Consider the following 21,603-nt stretch of genomic DNA (forward strand, 5'->3'; position numbering starts at 1 on the left):
TGTGTTATATTCATTTATCAAAGTTCAGTTTCTTGAACTGCCGCTCAACGACACCCAGAAACAGGTGCTTGATCGGATCGATGGCCGTCGCCGCCGAAACGACAAGACCGACCTTGTATTCACTCAGCGCCTTGTGGGCCAGCTTGACGAATTTGAGCTCACCGCGTTCGATCTCGCGCATGAAACCCATCTTGGTGTAGATGCCGACGACCTGATTGGACAGGATCGCCTGTTTTGCAATGACCAGTGCATTCGTGAAGATATGCGTCGAAAGATGCACCGAAAGCGATGCCATTTCCTGATCGAGAAGCGAGTGCCCTGCCCTCGCGTCGATTGTTCTGACAAGCGGGTAGCCTTCCACATCGTCGACGGTGACGCTGTCCCTTTCAGCCAGAGGATGGTCAGGCCGCATGATCAGGCCGAATGGCGTTGCCTTTTCGGAAAAGACACGCACGTCAGGGTGAATATCATTGGTGAAGCTGATGCCGATATCAATGTCGCCCGAAATCACCGAACTGACGATTTCATCGGGCTGATCGGTGGTGACTGACAGCGAAATACCGGGATATTTGTCGCCATATTCCTCCAGCACATGCGGCAGCACGCCGAATGTGACGGAATCCAGTGTCTTGATCTTCAGATGCCCGGTTCTCAGATCCCTGATATCGTCAATGATAGTCTTGATCCGGTCGAAGTCGTAAAGCGTCTTGCGGCAATGCTCGAGCACGATTTTGCCGGCAGGCGTTATCTCCACCCCTTCGGGCGAGCGGTCAAAAAGCCTGATGCCCAGAGTTTCCTCGATATTGATTATCTTGCGGTTCACGGAGGTGGACGAAACGTTGAGCAGGTTCGCCGCCTTGCGGATCGATCCCTGGCGCGCAACCTCGTCCAGGTAACGCAGAAACACGGTATGCATAACGGCCTCCGACTAGGCAGTGCAGTTTTTGCACCACTGTTGGCTAATTTCGCTTCTTCTTGCCTCACCCAATTCTCGATTAAAGTCAAGATGGGCTTAAAGCGCAGCTTCCCGCCGGACGCGGGGACGACACTTCGCTGAAAGCGCCCACAATTGGGAGGAATCAATGTCATTCAAGGCCAATCACAACATCCAGAGACGCACGCTCCTTAAAGGAATGGGCGTTGCCGCCGGCGCGGCATTCACCGGAACGATGGTGCACATAGACAAGGCCGCCGCGGCCGATGAGTTCAAGGTAACGATGCAGCTTGGCTGGCTCGCCTCGAACGGAATATTGGGTGAAGTCGCCGCCGACAAGCTCGGCTATTACAAGGAAGAAGGCCTCAGCCTGGAAATCGTTCCGGGTGGTCCGAATATTGACGGTGTCGCCTCCGTCGCCTCCGGCCGCGCCAATCTCGGCTCGATTTCCTCCAGTCCGTCGCTGATGCTGGCGCGGGCCGCAGGCATTCCGATCAAGTGCATTGCTGCCGGCTACCAGCAGCACCCCTTCACCTATTTTTCGTTGAAGTCGAATCCGGTCAACGAGCCAAAGGATCTGGTTGGCAAGAAGGTCGCGACCAACGGCACGGCCCGCATTCTGCTGCGTGCGCTTCTGGCCGCAAACGACATCAACGAAGACGACCTGGAAGTCATCGTCAGCGGCAGCGATATGTCCGTGCTGATGACCGGCCAGGCCGATGTGGTCACCGGCTGGACAACAAACGTCAACGCTCTTTCGGTTCTTGGCGACCAGCGTGTCGATCTGAGCCTTTGGGATGCCGGCATCCAGCTCTACGCCAATCCATACTATGTGACCGACCAGACGCTCGCCGAACACCGTGACAAGGTCGACGCCATGATCCGTGTCAGCGCCAAGGGTTGGGGCTGGGTTCATAACAATCAGGAGCAGGCATGCGAGTTCCTGGTCGAGCGTTATCCGAACCTCGATCTGGCTAGCGAACTGAAAGCCGTTCCGCTCGTCGATGGGTATTCGTTCAACGCCAACACAGCCAAGAACGGCTGGGGCGCGATGAACCGCGAGAACTGGCAGGCCCAGATCGACGCCTATGCCGCACTTGGCCAATTCGAAGGCGAGCCGCCGAAGGTCGACGACATGATGACCCTTTCGGTTCTGGAAGCCACAGCCGCTGACCGGCCCAAATACGGATAAAACCAATGTCCGATGGCAACACCATCCTCGAAGCGGCAACCGGATCATCTCCGGTTGCCGCATCCCTGAAGAACGCCTATGTCCGTTTCGGTGCATTTACCGCGATCGAGAATCTCAGCCTCGATGTCGAGGACGGCGCTTTTTACACCATTCTAGGACCCTCCGGCTGCGGGAAGTCGACCATGCTGCGGCTTGTGTCGGACCTGATCCCCGCCGCCTCAGGAGAAGTCAACATATTCGGCAAATCGACCGAAGAAGCGCGGCTTGCGCGCGAATTTGCCTTCGTCTTCCAGGACGCAACGCTGTTGCCCTGGCGCACGGCACTGCAAAATGTCCAGCTACCCTTGGAAATCGGCCGCAAGCGCGGGGTGAAAATCCCGACAAGCGACAAGAGCCCGTCTGAATTGCTCGACCTCGTCGGTCTGTCCGGACGCGAAGATGCACTGCCCCACGAATTGTCCGGTGGCATGCGGCAGCGGGTGGCCATCGCCCGTGCTCTGGTCTGCAAGCCGAAACTCCTTCTCATGGACGAGCCGTTCGGTGCGCTCGACGAAATGACACGCGACCATCTCAATTTGCAACTGCTCAAGATCTGGCAGGAAACCGGTGTGACAATCCTGTTCGTCACTCATTCCATTCCGGAAGCCGTGTTCCTCGGCCAGAAGGTACTGATGCTGCAGGCTCATCCCGGAAGATTGAAGGAAGTGGTTGAGATCGACCTGCCCTATCCACGCGAAATCAAGCTGCGGGACACACCCGAATTTACCCGCCACGCAGCCTATCTGCGCGAACTTCTGGAGGCGTGCTGATGACCATGGTGGACAAAGCCAATCCGGGCGACCTGGAAAAGGACGACCCGTCAGAACTGGCGCTCATCGAAGAACGCAAATTCGAACGGCGGCGCAAGATCGAATCCATTGCCATACCCATCGGAACACTGATCTGCCTGCTGCTTGCCTGGCAACTGGGCGTTCGCCTCTTCGGCGTGCCGACCTATATCGCGCCCGCTCCCAGTGATGTCGCAGGGGCATTCATCAAGCAGTTTCCACTGCTGTTGACGAATTTCTGGCCGACCCTGTTTGAAGCCGTGCTCGGTTTCATTACCGGAAACCTTGCCGCGGTGCTGATTGCAGTTGCCTTTGTGCACTCGAAGACTGTCGAAAAGGCGTTCTTCCCGATCGCCGTTTTCATAAACACCATCCCGATCCTGGCGATTGCGCCGATCCTGGTGCTGATCTTCGGCGCGGGCCTTACGGCAAAGGTTGTGATCGCGGCGCTGATCTGTTTCTTCCCGACGCTTGTCAACATGGTGCGCGGCCTGCAGTCGGTCAGCCCGCAAGCGCTCGAACTGGCTCGGATCCTGTCGGCGTCGAAATCGGAGATTTTCTGGAAGATCCGCCTGCCCTCCTCACTGCCGTTCCTGTTTTCGGCTCTCAAGATCGCAGCAACGACCTGCGTGATCGGTGCGATTGTCGGAGAATGGGTCGGCGCGGATGTCGGACTTGGCGCCCTGATTATCGACTCTACGTTCAATTTCCGCTCGGCGCTGCTTTACGCAACCGTGTTCATGTCATCCGGCCTGTCCGTCGTGTTGTTCGCGAGCGTGTCGATAGCAGAACGCATGATCGTTCGTTGGCACACATAGGGAACGCTTGAACCAAATTCATCGCACGCCCTTAAGCCGCTGAAACATTAGAGTTTAACCGCAACCGGCATACCATCCGGCAGGTCTGTTGCGCCCCAAGGAGCAAGATAAAATGGCTGAACAGACAAAAGAACACGTCCTGTCATCAAGTCAGCAGATACCGGTTGTTGCCAATTCGGACGTCGTCGTCATCGGCGCCGGACCGGCGGGTCTGACTGCGGCCGTGTCGGCAGCGCGCAACGGCTGCTCGGTCACACTCGTCGAGCGCTACCACCACCTCGGCGGCATGGCGTCCGGAGGCATGGTTCTCGTCCTCGATGACATGGTCAACGAGGGTAACGAGATCGTCACCACCGGCATCGTCAACGAATTCGTCGACCGCATGGAAAAACAGGACGGCGCGGTCTACCCGCCGCGGGAAGACTGCCTGACCAACTGGGAGATGTGGCAGAAATGGTCGCGCTGGGGCTGCATCGACTTTCACAAGACGGGCGTGCCCCAGCCGATCATCCACGCTGTCGCTTTCGATCCGGATTGCTGGAAACGCGTCAGTCTTGATCTGGTCCGGGAAGCCGGCGTCAATCTTCGCCTCCACAGCTGGTTCTCCGAGGCAATGGTCGAAGATGGACGTGTAACGGGCGTCATCGTCCAGACGAAACTCGGGCGTCAGGCGATCAAGGCCGGTATGGTGATCGACGCTTCCGGTGATCTCGATGTCGCTGCCTCTTCGGGCGCATCCTTCATCAACGGCCAGTACATCGTCACCACCGTATTCCGGCTGATGGACGTCGACACCGACAAGGCGGAAGCCTTCGAATACAGCGAACCGGAAGCCTACAAGAAGCTCGACCGCGAAGCGCGCAGGCGCATTGGCGGAGCCTGGGGCATGTGGTGGCTGAAGACGCCTCTGCCGGGCGTCGTCTGGTGCAACTGCCCACATATGCCGGGCTATGACGGCCTGTCCCCTGAAGATATGCTGGGCGCTGAAATCGAGGGCCGAGAGCGGATGATGAAGCTGTTGCATTTTGCCCGCGAAAACATTCCTGGATTCGAAAATGCGAAAATGCTGGGCGCTGCCGAACAGCTCGGCATTCGCCAGACCCGCCTGCTGCAGGGCGAATATGTGGTCACCAAGAAAGACGTCGCCAGCCGCCGGCACTTTGCTGACAGCGTATGCCGCGGTCGCGACTACTACACGCCCTACCGGGCACTGCTTCCAAAAGGGATCGACAATCTGATTGTCGCCGGCCGGCATTATTCAGTCGACAGCGACGCCCAGAAGCTCTCCCGCGAAATTCCGCCCTGCATGTCGCAAGGCGAAGCCGCGGGCGTTGCCGTCTCTCTGGCGCTGAGCGGCAACAAGGCGCTTCGCGACGTCGATGCGAAGCTGATTCAGAAGCAGATGCGCGCGCAAGGCGCCGATCCCGGCGACATCCCGTCGGCCAATGCGCTCGTTGAAGACCCGGTTACCGTGTGAGGATAATGAGAATGACTGAGCCGAACACAATGCCCCTCGACGGTGTGCGGATCCTGGATTTCACCCAGGTGATGCTTGGCCCGTGTGCAACGCAGATGCTCGCCGACTTTGGCGCCGACGTCATCAAGGTCGAGCGCCCTGGCGCTGGTGACCTGTCACGCAATTTCTTTGGCGAAACCTCGGAAGCCGCCATGAACAATGCGGTGTTTTCCTCGCTCAACCGCAACAAGCGCTCGGTCGAGGTCGACACCAAGTCGGATGCCGGAAAACAGACCATCTACGATCTCGTGAAGGTTTGCGACGTCGTCGTCGACAACTTCCGCGCCGGCGTCATGGACCGGCTCGGCTTCGGCTATGAGGATCTGAAAAAGGTCAATCCGCGCATTATCTGCGCGTCCGGTACGGGCTTTGGCGAAAAGGGTCCCTACGCCCACAAGGGCGGGCAGGACGTTTTGGCGCAGGCAATGAGCGGCGTCATGGAAAAAACCTCGGATCCGTCTATCCCGCGCTCGATCTATCCGACGACGCTGTGTGATTACACCGCCGGAATGCATCTTGTTCAGGGTGTTCTTGCAGCGCTGCTCATGCGCGAAAAGACCGGTGTCGGCCAGAAGGTCGGCGTATCGCTCTATGATTCCATGATCGCCATGCAGATGCAGGAAGCGGCACAATGGAGCAAACACCGCGAGGTGCTCAACTGGGCCGCCATGCCGCTCACCGGCGTGTTCGACACCACCGACGGCGCACTGGTTCTGGTCGGCGCTTTCAAGGCCAATCCGCTACGCGACATCTGCAACGCGCTCGACATCGACGATGTCTCTCCGCAATATCCGGACCTTGCCTCACAGCGCAAGAACAAGCCGTTCCTGCAGGAGCTGTTCCGCAAGAACTTCGCCACAAACACAACAGAACACTGGCTTGGGCGCCTTGAAGAACAAGATCTTCTGTGCGCGCCCGTCCGCCCGTTGGGCGATGCCCTTGATGATCCCCAGACGGCGATGAACGACATGCTGGTCGATATTGACCATCCTGTCCTGGGACAGATGACGCTGGTGGGCTCGCCGGTTCATCTCGGAGATGCCCCGCTCAAGGTGCGCCACGCACCGCCGAAGCTGGGTGAGCATACCGACGAAGTCCTGGAGGAATTGGGACTGGCCGCTGCGAAAGAAGACAAGGTAGCGATATGAGCGTCGATTTCCACTGCACGGATGGCGTCGCCCGGGTCACGATTGACCGGCCCGACCGCATGAACGCGGTCGATGCAGCAACCGAGGCAGAGCTGGAGCGGATCTGGACAGAAATCGAGGCCGACAACACCATCCGTTGTGTGGTGCTCACCGGCAGCGGTGATCGCGCTTTTTGCGCGGGCGCCGATCTGAAATCGGACGCAGGTAAATCGGGCCTTGATTACTGGGCTTCCCGCAGCCCCAACTGCTTCGGCGGCATAGCCATGCGCCAAAGCCTGAAGGTTCCGGTGGTCGCACGCGTCAACGGTCTTGCCCTCGGTGGCGGCCTCGAGATGGTCCTTGGCTGCGATATCGTCATTGCCGCGGACACCGCCCGTTTCGGACTGCCTGAGGCAAAGGTCGGCCGTGTGCCACTCGATGGCGGCATGATCATGCTGCAGCGGATGATCCCGCAAAAGATCGCAACCGGCTTGATGATGACGGGCCGTCTGATGCCGGCAAGCGAGGCCGCTTCCTATGGGCTGCTGAACGCGGTTGTGCCTGCCGAAGAGCTGGACGAAGAGGTCGACCGCTGGGTTGCCGATATCATTGCCTGCGCACCGCTCTCCATTGCCGCCATCAAGGCGACCATCAAAAAAACCTCCCATCTTGCACCGCATGAGGCCTACGCCCAGAGGCTGCCGGAGTTGATTGACGCGCTAAACAGCGAAGACAGCGAGGAGGGCGTGGCGGCATTTCGTGAAAAGCGCCCGCCGCAGTGGAAAGGCCGCTAGGCTGGTATCATGGCCTTGATCATCAAAAGCGAGTGTATCGACATCAAGGACGGCGATTGCACCACCGTGTGTCCGGTAGACTGCATCTACGAAGGTGCGCGCATGTTCTACATTCACCCGATCGAGTGCATCGAGTGCGGTCTGTGCGAAAGCATTTGTCCTGTCGATGCCATCCGCTACGATGACGAGGTTACGGCTGAAGAGGAAGTGTTTGTGCGTATCAATCGGGAGTTTTTCGATGACCCGGTGAACGGACTTGGAAATCCGGGCGGTTGGGACTCAACCGATCCGGCAGACAAAGACCACCCGCTGGTGGCCGCTGCTCCGCCCAACAAACTGGCCCCGGCATATCACCAGAACAAGGACGCAAGCTGAAATGTATGGCGTAGTATCCGCGGTTCCGACACCCGTCACACAAGGCGGCGAGCCTATACGAGACCTGTTCTTGTCGCACTGCCGCTGGGCTCTGGAAAATGGCTGCGACGGCCTTAACATCCTTGGATCGACCGGCGAAGCGAACTCGTTTCAGGCGCATTCAAGGAAATCCGTCATGGCCTGGGCCGCAAGCGATATCGACCGCGCGCGTCTGATGGTTGGCACCGGAACGCCGTCGCTCGGCGAAACGATCGATCTGACAGCCTTTGCCGATGATCTCGGCTATCGCGTCGCGCTGGTCCTGCCGCCCTACTACTACAAACCCGTTTCCAATGACGGGCTGATCGACTGGTACACGCGGCTGCACAAGGCGCTCGGTGCCCGGCCGATTTCGATCTATTTCTACAATTTCCCGCAAATGACCGGGCTGACGATCCCCATTGCAGTGATCGAGGAGCTGCACAAAAGATGGCCGGAACGTTTTTGCGGCATCAAGGATTCTTCAGGAGACCTGCCCTATTGCCGCGAGCTGACGTCGCTTATGCCGAAGCTGGAAGTATTCCCGAGTTCTGAAGTCGCCCTTGGAGAAGCCGCACAAAGCGGTTTTGCCGGCTGCATTTCGGCGACCGTCAACGAAACGGCATCGCTCTGTGCAGAACTATGGTCAGGACGCGACAATCCCGAACCCAAGCTGGTCGCTACCATATCGGCGATCCGAAACGCCATATCGGCGCAACCGCTCATCCCATCCGTCAAATTTCTGGTTTCGCAACGTACGGGAAATCCCGATTGGCAGCGTGTTCTGCCGCCGTTTTGCGAACTTGACGATACGCAACACACTGTTCTGTCGCAGGCAATTGAGAACCTTGCGACGGTGTGACAGTCTTCATCGGATTTCAAAATAGAGGGTCAAAATGACTAAGCACGACAACCTGATCGGCGCCGAATGGGTCAGTTTCGGTAACTACCAGGACAACATCAATCCGTCGGATATTTCGGATGTAATCGGCTCCTATTCCTATGGTGATGCATCGAGCGTCGAAGCCGCCGTTGAAGCCGCCAATGGGGCGTTTCCCGCTTGGAGGGACGCCACCCCACAGGCCCGTCATGACCTGCTCGACGCCGTCGGCAACACCATTGCTGCACGAAAGGACGAGATCGGCCGGCTGCTCTCGCGCGAAGAAGGCAAGACGCTGGCCGAAGGCATCGGCGAAACCATGCGCGCATCGCAGGTCTTCAAGTTCTTCGCTGGTGAAGCCCTGCGTCAGGTTGGCGACCTGCAGTCCTCCGTTCGTCCCGGCATCGATGTCGAAGTCACACGCGAACCGGTCGGCATCGTCGGGCTGATCACGCCGTGGAACTTCCCGATCGCCATTCCGGCCTGGAAGATCGCACCGGCACTCGCCTACGGAAACTGCGTGATCATCAAGCCGGCCGACCTCACCCCAGGCTGCGCCCATGTCATTGCCGAAATACTGCATGAATGCGGCTGCCCGCCGGGTGTTTTCAATCTCGTCATGGGGCGCGGTTCCGTCGTCGGCGAAGCCCTGGTGACACACCCGGACATCAACGCCATTTCCTTCACCGGATCGGTAGCAACCGGTCATCATATCGCCGAGACCTGCGGCAGGCTGCGCAAGAAGGTGCAGCTTGAAATGGGCGGCAAGAACCCGATGGTGGTGCTTAACGACGCGGATCTCTCTGTCGCTGTTCCGGCTTGTGTCAACGGTACGTTCTTTTCCACCGGCCAGCGCTGCACCGCCTCTTCGCGGCTGATCGTCGAAGCCGGTATCCACGATGCCTTTGTCGACGAAATGACGAAAGCCATGCAGGCGCTGAAAGTCGGCAATGCGCTGGACTCGGCGACGCAGATCGGCCCGGTCGTCGATGCCAAGCAGCTCAACTCGAATCTCGAATATGTCGATCTCGCCCGCACGGAAGCCGCCGAAGTCATCGGCGGGGAACGGCTGGAACTCGATGCCAACGGCTTTTATCAGGCTCCTGCCCTGTTCCTCGGCACCAGCAACGATATGCGCATCAACCGAGAGGAAATCTTCGGTCCCTGCGGGTCGGTCCTCAAAGTGGCGGATTTCGATGAAGCCGTTGCAGTGGCGAATGACACCGATTTCGGCCTTTCGGCCGGCATCTGCACGCAAAGCCTGAAACACGCCCGCGAATTCAAGCGCCAGGCCGCCGCCGGCATGGTCATGGTCAACCTGCCGACGGCCGGCGTCGACTACCACGTGCCGTTCGGCGGGCGCAAAGGCTCGTCCTTCGGCGCACGCGAACAGGGCCGCTATGCGGTCGAGTTCTATACGACCGTCAAGACGTCCTACGTCTACGCAGGCTGATATGTCGGACGCCAAAAAGGAAAAGTGGGATCGGCGGTTCCTCGAACTCGCCGATCACATCGCGTCCTGGACCGAGGACCGCGATTTCTCCGTTGGCGCAGTCATCGTCGGCCCCGGTCTGGAAATCCGCTCCACCGGCTATAACGGCCTGCCGCGCGGCGTGAAATCCGATGACGACAGCCGTTTCGACCGAAAATCGGGCGAGAAGTTCTTCTGGTTCGAGCACGCCGAGCGCAACGCCATCTACAATGCGGCCCGCATGGGAACGGCGCTTGACGGCTGCACGATCTACATAAACCGGTTTCCTTGTTCAGACTGCGCCCGTGCGATCATTCAAAGCGGCATCAAACGGGTGATCTGCCCCGAAAAGCCTGCCCATGACGGCGCGCTGGATCACAGTTTCGATGTTTCGGAGATATTGCTCGGTGAAGCCGGAATAGAGCTGGTGACGCACCCGGAGCAAAATGGCAGATGAAAGGCAACAGCCCCGTGCGCCGTTTCACGGGACTGTCTGCTGAATGACCGGAGAGGCGTCTCAGGCTGTGTTCATCTGCATGGTCACGCCAGCGAGCAATCCGGTACCGGGCCGGCAATTTACATATTCTGCAAGTTGATTTCCTGCTGGCAGCACGGACACTTCGTGCCAAAGCCGAAGCTGCAGGCCCGGTCCGTATTTCGGCGCGATTTCCAGAAACCGGTTGAAGATCGCTAGATGGGTCGGGTGGTGTTCAGCCCAGTCCTCCAGATCCTTCATCGTCCGGAAATAGGCAAGACCAAAGCTGCGTTCGTCCGGCGCGAACGCCCCGTCCAGCTGGCGCATGTAGCGGCAGGTATAACAGTCGACTTCTTCGCCCTTGTCGCGAAGAAAATCCATTCCGGCCCTTAAGACCGGCTCGATCTGTTCGAGATACTCTTCGCGCTGAACTCCTGTCGTATGGCTCCAGTCCTGCCCGGAGCGGATGACGCACAAATTCTCATGCGCCTCGACAACAACCCGGTTTTCGCCGCTTTCGACGATACGCAGCGGGCCGCCTGCATCAAGAGCATCGTTTGCCGAATACGGGATGCGATCGCGCATGCCGCCCCAGTACATGTGCCTGTCGACAGGCCCCTCAATAGATGTGCGGGCCTGGCTCATACCATGATTGTGCTCAGGACCTGAAAACAGGGTTTCGGAGCGTTCCAGGGGAATATTCATCATCTCCCGGAATACGCCATAACCAACCGCAGGTGATGTATGCTTTTCCCAGAATGCCTCATATGCATCACAGTCCAGCCAGCGCGCCGCCTCTATCGGGTCGCACCAGTACAGAATGCCAACGGACTGATGCAGTCCGTCGCGATCGGTACATGTTGCGAAATCTGCAATGTCAGCCCCTGCCCCGACAGTTTTCAGGTCACGCAGGAAACCTGAAACATCGCTGTCCGGTTGATGCTGGCAGCCGATGACGCACATTGAAACGGACCGGACATTCCTGTCGAATACCGAGACCCAGGCCGGAACCGGCGGGTTCCAGCCCGGCGGCATCCTCAACGGATACTGCCGGGTCTCACGGCCTTCCCGGGAGTTATTCGGCTGCATCGGAAACCTCCTCGGCATCTGCCGCCCCTGCCACTTCATCCGCCTCGTTCGCCAGTTTGACACCCTCGTCAAACGGCATAACGGCCGGATTGGCGCGCTTGTTGAACATCAGGCGCAACACATCGGGCCGCGAATAATGGCCGATCGGATCGGCGGCAGCCTTGGCAAAGGCGATCGCTCCAAGATCGATTTCAGCAATCAGCAGGCCTTCCTCGTGCTCGCCAAGCGGCTCGCCAACCGGAGACCCGTCTGGCGCGAAGATACGGGCGAAACCGCCGCCCGGTTGCAGGAACTGCTGCTTGTCCGGCGTGTCGCAAAGCAGTTCGCACATTTCTTCGGAAACGGTGGCGCAGGATGCGATGACGAAACATTGCCCTTCAGCGGCATACATCTGGCTTGCCGACGTGTTGAGCTCGGCGCCGAGAGCATAGGCCGCTCCCTTATAGAGGCTGAAGCTCGGCCATGACGCGATGTGTATCTGCTCGTTCTGTGAATACATGGCATATTTGGTGAGCGGCTGCAGATGCTCCCAGCAGCACAGCGAGCCGACACGGCCGATATCGGTCTGATGAACACTGATATCGCTGCCGTCCCCCTCACCGAACACGGTGCGCTCGACATGGGTCGGCTTCAGCTTGCGGCGGCGCGCGACAATCTCCCCACCGGGGCCATAATGCCATTGCCCCATATAGAGGCTGCCGCCTGCCCGCTCGGAGACTCCGACGATAACGTGCATGGCATTGCGGCGAGCAGCCTCGCGAAGCGCCTCGTCCTGCGGACTGTCGGCCTCAATGGCGTTGTCGAAATATTGCCCGACAAACTGCATGCCCCAGGCTGGCGCGCCAAGCCATATCCACCAGGGATAGCCCGGAATCCAGGTCTCCGGGAACGCGATCAGCTTGACGCCTTTCGAGCCCGCTTCATCGATCAGCGCAATCGCCTTTTCGACGGATTTGTCGAGATCAAGAAAAGCCGGCGCAGCCTGCACGGCTGCCACTTTGAACGGTTGCGACATGGGTACTCCTCCCTCTTTATCCTTTTGCAACTGCCATCAAGTATCCACGTCCGGCAGCCCGTCCGCTTTGGCGCTTGGGCGGAAAAACTTGTCATTTTGAGCGGAAATCCGTCTATAATCGCCCCCAAAAGGAGCATCCGGACGCTTGACCGGGAGGAGAACGGGCGTTGTCGAGACTCTACGATACGAGCGATGTTGCAAGGCAAAATCGCTTCGCGTACTGGCGCGAGGCGGTGTGCGAAGCCTATGTTCAACTGGGCTGCGAGGGCGGCGACCTAGAGCATTTTCACGGCGGGATCGACGTTGAGCACTACCCCAATTTATCGATCTCGAATGTTTATGGAACTGCGCACGAAGTTCACCGGCGAAAACGCGATATAGCACGGTCGACGGATGAGTATTTCCTGCTCAGCCTGCAGATGAACGAGGTGTCTTTCGTCGCGCAGCACGGCAACATCGCACGGCTGGAACCGGGTGATCTGGCCCTCTACAGCAGCACCGACCCGTACCAGCTGACGCTGACAGATGACTTCCATCAGATGGTGGTGCAACTCCCCAAAACCCGTCTTCTGGAAAGGCTGCCAAATGCCGATCTTCTGACCGGGAAACGCATCCGCGGTGCCAGCGATATCGGCCGGCTAGTCAGTGACAACATCGTCAGCTTCTCGCGCCTCATCTCAGACGGCGGCGATCGTGTTCAAAGCCTGGTTCAGGATGTTCTCATCGATCTGATTGCCACCGGTCTTGCCTCACTCGATGACGGCGGTGTCGAGATGTCCCTGCCGGAGCAGCATATCATGCTTCGCGCACGGACCTTCATTCACGCCAATCTCGCCGACCCGCATCTCGACAGGAACGCAGTTGCGGTCGCGGTCGGCATGTCGGTCAGACGCCTGAACGAACTTTTCGCCAAGGAAGGCTCCTCTGTCGCGGGCTTTATTCGCAAGGCCCGGCTCGACCGCACCGCACAGGATTTTTCAGATCCGCGTTTTACCGGTCAGTCCATCAGTGAAATTGCCATGAAATGGGGCTTCAACAATTTCCAGCATTTTTCAAAACTGTTTCGAGCCCATTTCGGTGTTTCGCCAACCGAATACCGCATGCTGCAGGCCAGCGGGGCACACCTGCCGCACTAGCGCCGCATCCAGCCAAGCCCTTCGACTGTTCCAGCCTTCGGCCTGTATTCGCATCCGACCCAGCCCTCATAACCCAAGGCGTCAAGCTGCTCGAAGACATGAGCATAATTCAACTCGCCCTCGTCGGGCTCCCTTCGATGCGGCACGCCGGCAATCTGTATATGCCTGATGAGCGGCATATATTTCTCCAGACTGCGCACCACATCACCATGGGTGATCTGGTGATGATAGATGTCAAACTGCAGTCCGACATTCGGCAGGTTGATCTCCTTCAAAATGTCTGCTGCCAGATCGGTAGAAGACAGCAAGTAACCGGGCATGTCCCGCGAATTGATTGGCTCGATCAGCGCATCGAGACCCGCTTCACCGAATTTGCCCGAGGCGTAGCGCAGGTTCTCCATGAAACAGGATAACGCCCGTTCACGGCTTGCATCACCGCGGATACCGGCCATGACGTGTAGCCGTTTCGCACCGGCTTCTGCAGTATAGGGAAGTGCTTTATCAATCGACGCGCGAAATTCTGCCTCTCGCCCCGCTATGCAGGCAAGTCCCCGGTCGCCGGCATCCCAATCGCCCGGCGACAGATTGAAGACGCTGACGTCGAGCCCGTTGCGCCTGATGGCGTCACCAATCTCCTCAGCTGAATGGTCATAGGGAAAAAGGAACTCCACCGCCTCAAAACCCGCATCCCGCGCAGCGCTGAAACGGTCAAGGAAGTCATGTTCGGTAAACATCATCGAAATGTTGGCGGAAAATCGGGGCATACGGATCACCGGAATAACTGGACTGATATTCCTTTTAGCGGCACCGACGGAATTGTCCCGAAAAATTGCAATGTGCTATTTTATTCCGGCATGAACATCTGCAACGGGAGCGAACGCCTCGATCGCTGCCGATACGTTGTGAAGATCAAACTCTCCGAGTGAACGCATGGAACCATCGTCACCTTTGGCAAGAGTGCCCGTCGTCACAATGGAATGGCCGAGCTGCTTGCCTAGGTCGCCCAGTCTTGCTGCCACATTTGCCGCCGATCCAATGACGGTGAAATCGAGTCGCTCCTCCGAACCGACATTGCCGTAGGTGACATTCCCGAAGGCAAGGCCGGATACACAGCCGAAATCGGCACCTGTTTCTTCGCCGGCGCCATTGTTGATCTCGCGATCGATTTCAAGCGCAGACGCGAGCGCCTGCTGGCAGGCATGTGACGGGTCGTCACCGGTCGGAAAGATCGCCAGCACGGCGTCTCCGATGAATTTCAATACCTCGCCGCCATGTTCGTTGATAATCCGGGCCGTCGTGTCGAAAAACTTGTTTAGAAGAACAAGATAATCATCACGGCCCATTTCCTCTTCAAGTCTTGTCGAGCCGCGCAGGTCGCAAAACAAGATGGCGGCATCGATCTGATCGCCGTCACCCCTGCGGATTTCACCACCGAGCACACGCGCACCGGTGCGTTTGCCGAGATAAGTCTCCAGCAACGAAGAGGCATTTTCGCGCAGGTTGAAGACCTCGTAGAGCCGGCTGATCACAGACGAGCATTCAAACACAAGTCCTAGATTGGCCGTGGTAAAGCCGTTCGGATGATCGCATGTGAGCGTCAGGACGTTGATCTGGCCGTTTGAAAACCACAATGGCATTGCCACATAGTCGGTGGCGCCCTCCGCCTTCAGATCATCCATGATCGGGAAACTGAATTCGGCTTTCTCGGCAAGCAGGTTCTGCCGCACACCGCCGAGGCCATTGGTGACATGACGAATTGGGCTGTTCACGAAGGCCGGGTGATCAAGAATGTCGTATGACGGCGTGTAGGTCTTTACTCCGTCCTTCTTTGACCAGACGTAGTTTTTTCCGGCTATCATCGGGTGCAGCGACCAGATCATCACGCTCATTCTGGAAATGGCGATGCCATCTTCATTGAATTTGCGTGCTATTGCCTCGGTCAGTTCCTCAGGAGTGGGGCACAGCCAGGCTTCGCGCATGATCCAATCGATCGTCGGGCCGGATATGTTGCCGTGGTCTTCGGCCTTCGCCTCACCGTCGGCAAGATCAACGGCGCTCAATACATTCGACATGAAGCCGACATAACCCTCGACATCCTTTGCCTCGGGAATTGCATTTTTGTAGGTCCAGGCACCGTTGGCAAATACCTCGTCACCCACCTGGACATCCCAATAGGTTGCTGTGCCCTTGAACGGGCAGAACGTCCGGTGGCCGGTCGTTGCAAGCAAGGTGGCGGTGACGTCTTCCTGTGGGAAATAGACCACCGACGGCAACCTGGTCTCATGCATGATTTTTGCAGCATTGCTGGAGGCGATAACCGTATCGCCGTGCCGCGCAACGGTTTCGCCGGAAAGCGGCACCACTTCGAGCCGGTAGCCCATGGACTGTTTGTCAGGACGAATATTCATTCCATTAAGATGGTCGCGTTTTGAAAAAAATCCAATAGCAATGCGCAAGAAGCTGCAAATCCGGACGCATCGCCCGTTTACGGCCCGTCAGATACAGCCTTGGACCGTTCCGGTTCGTGTTATTAAATTCCGGACACATCCGTTGCCGCAGGGTCAATCCAGCGCTTTGCCATATCTGCCAGAACCCCATTGTCCTTCTGCAGCCCCATCCAGTAATTCAAATAGTCCGACAGGCTCGGTGAATTGGGCGGCATCAGGTAGCCGAAAAGAAAGCGGCTTGCGGTATCGCGCGGCACTGCAGTGGAAAAGCCTTCATGTGAGATTGCCCACGCCCTTGCCTGTTCGAGCGTCCAGATGGCTGCATCCACATCCTGCAATTCGGCAAGACCGTCATAATTTTTGACAACCTTGATTTTTGCAGAGGGAAAGCTGCGCTTGGCTTGCGGAACCAGCACCGGATCGTCGAAAACCGCGATCGTCAGGTTTTCGATCGCGTTGATCTTGCTGCGCGAGGAGAAATCATCGATCTGATCGGTCCGCACGATCAGCGCCAGCGGGTTCTCATAATACGGGTTGCTGACGGTAACGTTCTCCAGCCGGTAGTTGGTAATATAAATGCCGCCGATTGCGATATCGAATTTGTAGTCGGCCAGGTCTTTAGTCAGCGTTTGCCAGGAATAGGGAATGAAGGCGAGTTCGACATTCATGCTTTGCGCAAAACGGTACATCATCTCGACATCGTAGCCGACAAGGCGCCCGTCATTGTTTTCGTAAGTAAACGGCATGACATTCGGGTTTATACCGACCCGCAAGACAGATTTGGTTTGAATAAGGCCCAGCACATCGACTCGTCCGTCATCCCCTTTTCCGGAAGCCGCAGTAGCGGCATTCGCTGTAGCGGACGGTAATGGGCCAAGCCTTGACACCAGGTTCTGATCACCAAGCGCCTGCAATTCATCGGGTAGCCCCATTGCCAGATAGTTTGTCTCGGAATGCAGCTGAATGTGTGTGCCGCCCCAGCGCCCAAGCGACCAGATTCCCGACAGGCAAACAACCGCCACGGCCACGGTTAAAGCAAACCGTTTGATATCAAACCGGATGCGACCATAAAAAGTGAATGTCACAAGAAAAGTGATAAACGCAAATCCGGCCACAGATGCCAGAACCTGGGCATATCGGGTTATCGCCATCGTCTCGACATAGAGATTTGTCGTTTCGCTGGGCATGTTGAGCCAGCTTGCCATAAAGCTGACAGCACCAATGGAGGATGTCGGTGAGCCGATGCCGGACATCAGCGTCACGAAGGGCAGCTCAAGAAGCTGCAATCCGCTCAAGGGAATGAAAAAGTAGAACGAGGCATAAAGCAAAAACGCCAGAATGAAGAAGTTGCCGATCTGTGCCAGCGGATAGCTGATCGACAGTGTCGTCTGGATGATTTCCCTTTGCTCGCTTTCGTTTTCGTTTGCACAGTGTTTCCTGGCAATTCTCTGCGCCGCAGACTGAATCATCGGCAGGGAAGCGACCGACAGCGACGTCACGATCGAAATCAGGAATGCCTCCTTCAACTCCGACATGATCTCCCAATAACGCATGGGCAAGAAGGCTGTGAGCATCATCGGCAGGATCCACAGCCCCAGCACCAGTGCCGACAGCATAACGACAACGATATAGATCGTCATGGCGGCATACCCGTCGGGATCCATAGAACCGATGGTATCTGCGAACAGGGCGCAAACGCCTACCGGCGCCAGAAAGACGATCCAGCCCCAGATTCTGATACAGGCAACACGAATTGCCGAAAGCATGGCCAGAAGTTCGGCCGGCTTTTCGCTTTGCTGAACGGCTATTCCGAATATAAGCCCGATGAGGACGATGGAAGGTATGTAATTGTTAGTCAGCGCCTGGAAAAAATTGTCCGGAACAAGCAGGTCGATCAGCGACGAATTGGGTCCGGCGCTTGTTGCCAGCGTATCGGAGAAATTGACGACGGCCGCCCGCTCAACAAGCGGAACGGTCGAGGCCGCGACCAGCAAGACAATGAAGGTGGTTGCCCAGAGGGTAAGGTAGCTGGCCCAGCTCTTTTTAAACAGCTTAATGGCGTTCTGCGGAGCAAGCTGCCCAAGGCCGAGCACCAGAGAGGAGATGAGATAGGGGAGAACCACGACTTCCATAAGCCGGATGTAGATGTTGCCCACTGGCGCGATTACTGCCGTCAGCAACGGGCTGAACAGGCCGATTAGGACACCTGCCACACCACCGAACAGTACAAACAGGGGCAGACGTTTGCTCAGCAAATTTACTTTCTCCCGTTCCGTTTACCGTCGCCATGGAGCGAGTCGCACCGATAATAGTGGAAACAGCAAATCAGAATAGGGTCGCGGTACTGCTTTATCTCATCGTTACAATATTGACGGTTGCCTCCCCTATCCGCTTCCATGCCCCTTTTCTGCAAGGTGCGGCAACATGGCGGAAAAATCCCGGCCCTTTCCACCGTCATTCACAAAAGACTGGTAAAGAGCGCTTGCAAGGGCACCCAAAGGCGTCGCGGCATCAACGGCGCCGGCGGCCTGCTGGCTCAATAGCAGATCCTTCAGCATCAACTCTGCCGCAAAACCGGGTTTGTATTCGTTGTCGGCCGGACTGCTGGGTCCTACACCCGGCGCCGGACAGTAGGTATTGACCGACCAGCATGAACCCGATGACGTTGAGACCACGTCAAACAGCTTTTGCCTGTCAAGTTCGAGCTTGTCGCCGAGCGCAAAGGCCTCGCATACACCGATCATGGAGATACCGAGAATCATATTGTTGCAGATCTTGGCCGCCTGTCCGGCGCCCGGACCACCGCAATGAACGGCTTTTTGCCCCATGATGTCGAAAAGCGGGCTGGCGGCATCGAAGCTTTCCTGTGACCCGCCCGCCATGAAAGTCAACGTACCGCCAGCCGCGCCGCCGATGCCGCCCGATACCGGTGCATCGACAGACAGAAGCCCTGTTTTTTCGGCAAGTTCATGCGCGGCACGCGCGCTTTCGACATCGACCGTCGAACAGTCAATGAAGACGGCGCCCTTTTTTCCGTTACGCACGATTTCCTCAAAGACAGACCGCAGGATCGCACCGTTCGGCAGCATTGTGATGACCGCATCGCGACCGCCTGCCGCTTCACCGGCCGACCCGACAGTCTCCACGCCCTCAACGGTAACGCCTGCAACATCAAAGCCGGCGACGCGATGCCCCGCCTTTGACAGGTTCTGAGCCATCGGCGCACCCATATTACCGAGCCCGATAAATCCGATTTCCATAATATCCCTCCCATTGGCCGCAATGGCCTCTCCCCATCCGGCATGCCCGGATGGGATCTATCGATAAAGTTTGTTGAAATGTCCGGTTAGCGGTTCCGACGCATCCCGGCGACCTCCGCGAGGACGACATTCGCCGCGTCCAGGACATTTGATCCGGGCCCGAATATCGCCGTAACGCCGGATTCCTGCAGGAATTCGTAATCCTGTTCCGGAATGACCCCGCCGCATATGACGATTATGTCGTCGCGGCCCGAGGCCTTGAGCTCACGGATCAGGTCGGGCACCAGCGTGCGGTGGCCGGCGGCAAGCGATGAAACACCGATGACATCAACATCGCTTGCAATGGCCTTTGATGCGACTTCCGGCGGGGTTTCGAACATGTCGGACAATTCGACATCGAAGCCCATATCGGCAAAGGCGGTGGCAATTACTTTCGCACCACGATCGTGGCCGTCCTGTCCCATCTTGGCGACGAGAATACGCGGCTCGCGCTGACGTTCCTTTTGATACTCGGCAATCTTTTTCTGGATCAGCTGATATTGCGCATCGTCCTTGTAGGCGTCGCCATAGATGCCGGAGATAACCCGTGTGGTCGCTTTGTGGCGATTGAAAGCGCGCTCCATCGCATCGGAAATCTCACCAAGACTGGCGCGGGCCCGCGCGGCTTCGACTGCGGCTTCCAACAGGTTGCCGCCGCCGGACGCAGCCACATCCTCCAGCGCCTGCAGCGCCGCATCGCAAGCCGCCCTGTCGCGCGTGTCGCGAATCTTGTGCAGTCTGGCAACCTGTGCGTCGCGGACTTTTGCGTTGTCGATCTCCAGGATATCGACCTTCGGCTCGTCTTCCAGGCGGAAGCGATTGACGCCAACAATGACATCCTCGCCCTTGTCGACACGGGCCTGGCGCCGGGCGGCGGCCTCTTCGATCCGCATCTTTGGAAGTCCCTGTTCCACCGCCTTGGTCATTCCGCCAAGGCTTTCGACCTCCTCGATCATCCGCCAGGCTTCGTCGACCAGCTCTTTTGTCAGCGCCTCGACATAGTAGGAACCGCCCAGCGGATCGACGACGTTGGTAACGCCTGTTTCATGCTGCAAAATGAGCTGCGTATTTCGGGCAATGCGCGCCGAGAACTCCGTCGGCAGGGCGATTGCCTCGTCAAACGAGTTAGTATGCAGCGACTGGGTGCCACCAAGGGCTGCAGCCATCGCCTCGAACGCAGTGCGTACGACGTTGTTGTACGGGTCCTGCTCCGTCAGCGAAACGCCGGATGTCTGGCAATGCGTGCGCAGCATTTTGGAGCGTTCGGACTTGGCGCCGAAATCCGTCATGATCTTCGCCCAGATCTGGCGCGCCGCACGCAGTTTTGCAGCTTCCATGAAGAAGTTCATGCCTATACAGAAGAAGAAGGACAGCCGGCCGGCAAAGGCGTCGACATCGAGCCCTTTGCTCATGGCAGCGCGCACATATTCCATGCCGTCGGCGAGCGTATAGGCGAGCTCCTGCGCCAATGTCGAACCGGCTTCCTGCATGTGATAGCCGGAGATCGAAATCGAGTTGAACTTCGGCATCTCGCGCGCCGTATAGTCGATAATGTCGGCAACGATGCGCATCGACGATTCCGGCGGATAAATATAGGTGTTGCGCACCATGAACTCTTTGAGGATATCGTTCTGGATCGTGCCGGACAATAGCGAGCGGTCAACGCCCTGCTCCTCGCCCGCCACAATAAACATCGCCAGAACCGGAATGACCGCGCCGTTCATCGTCATCGACACCGACATTTGATCAAGCGGAATGCCGTCAAAAAGGATTTTCATGTCCTCAACGGAATCGATTGCCACACCGGCCTTGCCGACATCGCCGACGACGCGCGGATGGTCGGAATCATATCCGCGGTGGGTGGCCAGATCGAAGGCGACCGAGAGGCCCTTTTGACCGCCGGCAAGGTTCTTGCGGTAGAACGCGTTGGATTCCTCGGCCGTCGAAAAGCCTGCATATTGGCGGATCGTCCAGGGGCGTCCGGCATACATGGTTGCTTTAATGCCACGGGTGAATGGCGCAAATCCCGGCAGTTCCTGAGTAGCGGACGCCGGAAGATCATCCGCGCCGTAGAGCGGCTTGATGGTGATGCCTTCGGGCGTCTCCCAGTTGAGCGTGGAAGGGTCCTTTCCCTTCAGCTCTTTTGTCGCGAGGTCAATCCAGTCACGGTTTGTATTGGTCATGGTCAAT

At 57.7% G+C, this 21,603-nt stretch carries 19 protein-coding genes; 11 read left to right on the top strand and 8 right to left on the bottom strand.

Features of this window, described 5'->3' with window-relative positions:
* Positions 1-10: 10 nt before the first annotated feature.
* Positions 11-916 (bottom strand): LysR family transcriptional regulator, encoded by a 906-nt coding sequence (locus ABVT35_RS14845; protein ID WP_368467367.1) that lies wholly within the window; start codon positions 914-916, stop codon positions 11-13.
* Positions 917-1,169: 253 nt separating this feature from the next.
* On the opposite strand from ABVT35_RS14845, the gene ABVT35_RS14850 reads away from it, so the two are divergent.
* The 10 genes from ABVT35_RS14850 to ABVT35_RS14895 all read left to right on the top strand — a co-directional run bounded on the left by ABVT35_RS14850 (position 1,170) and on the right by ABVT35_RS14895 (position 10,409).
* A complete protein-coding gene (locus tag ABVT35_RS14850) occupies positions 1,170-2,126 on the top strand; it encodes an ABC transporter substrate-binding protein (protein WP_368467887.1) in 957 nt (318 codons plus the stop codon).
* Positions 2,127-2,131: 5 nt separating this feature from the next.
* A complete protein-coding gene (locus ABVT35_RS14855) occupies positions 2,132-2,935 on the top strand; it encodes an ABC transporter ATP-binding protein (protein WP_368467368.1) in 804 nt (267 codons plus the stop codon).
* The gene (locus ABVT35_RS14860) at positions 2,929-3,771 is read left to right on the top strand and encodes an ABC transporter permease (RefSeq protein ID WP_368467369.1); all 843 of its coding nucleotides are present in this window, start codon (positions 2,929-2,931) and stop codon (positions 3,769-3,771) included. The genes ABVT35_RS14855 and ABVT35_RS14860 overlap by 7 nt, the downstream gene beginning before the upstream one ends.
* Positions 3,772-3,883: 112 nt before the next feature.
* On the top strand, positions 3,884-5,248 hold the full coding sequence (locus ABVT35_RS14865) for an FAD-dependent oxidoreductase (protein ID WP_368467370.1): 1,365 nt from the start codon (positions 3,884-3,886) through the stop codon (positions 5,246-5,248).
* An 11-nt stretch (positions 5,249-5,259) separates the two neighbouring features.
* Positions 5,260-6,435, top strand: a complete 1,176-nt coding sequence (locus ABVT35_RS14870; RefSeq protein ID WP_368467371.1) for a CaiB/BaiF CoA transferase family protein — start codon at positions 5,260-5,262, stop codon at positions 6,433-6,435.
* A complete protein-coding gene (locus ABVT35_RS14875) occupies positions 6,432-7,208 on the top strand; it encodes an enoyl-CoA hydratase-related protein (protein ID WP_368467372.1) in 777 nt (258 codons plus the stop codon). Before ABVT35_RS14870 ends, ABVT35_RS14875 begins: the two co-directional genes overlap by 4 nt.
* A gap of 9 nt (positions 7,209-7,217) precedes the next feature.
* Positions 7,218-7,583: a ferredoxin family protein gene (locus ABVT35_RS14880; protein ID WP_368467373.1), complete on the top strand. Its 366-nt coding sequence runs from the start codon at positions 7,218-7,220 to the stop codon at positions 7,581-7,583.
* A 1-nt stretch (position 7,584) separates the two neighbouring features.
* Positions 7,585-8,463 carry a dihydrodipicolinate synthase family protein gene (locus tag ABVT35_RS14885; protein ID WP_368467374.1) on the top strand — a complete coding sequence of 293 codons (879 nt, stop codon included), beginning with the start codon at positions 7,585-7,587 and terminating at the stop codon, positions 8,461-8,463.
* Between the two features lie 34 nt (positions 8,464-8,497).
* Entirely contained in the window at positions 8,498-9,934 is a 1,437-nt protein-coding gene (locus ABVT35_RS14890; protein ID WP_368467375.1) for an aldehyde dehydrogenase family protein, read from the top strand.
* 1 nt (position 9,935) lies between these two features.
* Complete coding sequence (locus ABVT35_RS14895; RefSeq protein ID WP_368467376.1) at positions 9,936-10,409, top strand: cytidine/deoxycytidylate deaminase family protein; 474 nt, start codon at positions 9,936-9,938, stop codon at positions 10,407-10,409.
* A gap of 60 nt (positions 10,410-10,469) precedes the next feature.
* On the opposite strand, the gene ABVT35_RS14900 is transcribed toward ABVT35_RS14895, so the two are convergent.
* Both ABVT35_RS14900 and ABVT35_RS14905 read right to left on the bottom strand, forming a co-directional pair.
* Positions 10,470-11,516, bottom strand: a complete 1,047-nt coding sequence (locus ABVT35_RS14900; protein ID WP_368467377.1) for a phenylacetaldoxime dehydratase family protein — start codon at positions 11,514-11,516, stop codon at positions 10,470-10,472.
* Complete coding sequence (locus ABVT35_RS14905; protein ID WP_368467378.1) at positions 11,503-12,531, bottom strand: carbon-nitrogen hydrolase family protein; 1,029 nt, start codon at positions 12,529-12,531, stop codon at positions 11,503-11,505. The genes ABVT35_RS14900 and ABVT35_RS14905 overlap by 14 nt, the downstream gene beginning before the upstream one ends.
* A 167-nt stretch (positions 12,532-12,698) precedes the next feature.
* Here ABVT35_RS14905 and ABVT35_RS14910 point away from each other — a divergent pair, with 167 nt between their 5' ends.
* Complete coding sequence (locus ABVT35_RS14910; protein WP_368467379.1) at positions 12,699-13,667, top strand: helix-turn-helix domain-containing protein; 969 nt, start codon at positions 12,699-12,701, stop codon at positions 13,665-13,667.
* Here the strand turns inward: ABVT35_RS14910 and otnI are convergent.
* From otnI to scpA, 5 genes are all read right to left on the bottom strand, one after another.
* Positions 13,664-14,431: a 2-oxo-tetronate isomerase gene (gene otnI / locus ABVT35_RS14915; RefSeq protein WP_368467380.1), complete on the bottom strand. Its 768-nt coding sequence runs from the start codon at positions 14,429-14,431 to the stop codon at positions 13,664-13,666. The genes ABVT35_RS14910 and otnI overlap by 4 nt on opposite strands.
* 75 nt (positions 14,432-14,506) lie before the next feature.
* Complete coding sequence (locus ABVT35_RS14920) at positions 14,507-16,075, bottom strand: DUF427 domain-containing protein (RefSeq protein ID WP_368467381.1); 1,569 nt, start codon at positions 16,073-16,075, stop codon at positions 14,507-14,509.
* 122 nt (positions 16,076-16,197) lie between these two features.
* Positions 16,198-18,369 (bottom strand): cation:dicarboxylase symporter family transporter, encoded by a 2,172-nt coding sequence (locus tag ABVT35_RS14925; protein ID WP_368467382.1) that lies wholly within the window; start codon positions 18,367-18,369, stop codon positions 16,198-16,200.
* Positions 18,370-18,498: 129 nt separating this feature from the next.
* Positions 18,499-19,374, bottom strand: coding sequence for a 3-hydroxyisobutyrate dehydrogenase (gene mmsB, locus ABVT35_RS14930; RefSeq protein WP_368467383.1), 876 nt, complete (start codon positions 19,372-19,374; stop codon positions 18,499-18,501).
* A gap of 86 nt (positions 19,375-19,460) precedes the next feature.
* Positions 19,461-21,596 carry a methylmalonyl-CoA mutase gene (scpA, locus tag ABVT35_RS14935; RefSeq protein ID WP_368467384.1) on the bottom strand — a complete coding sequence of 712 codons (2,136 nt, stop codon included), beginning with the start codon at positions 21,594-21,596 and terminating at the stop codon, positions 19,461-19,463.
* Positions 21,597-21,603 lie beyond the last annotated feature (7 nt).

It is taken from the genome of Hoeflea sp. TYP-13 (genome assembly GCF_040932035.1).
Lineage (GTDB): Bacteria > Pseudomonadota > Alphaproteobacteria > Rhizobiales > Rhizobiaceae > Hoeflea_A.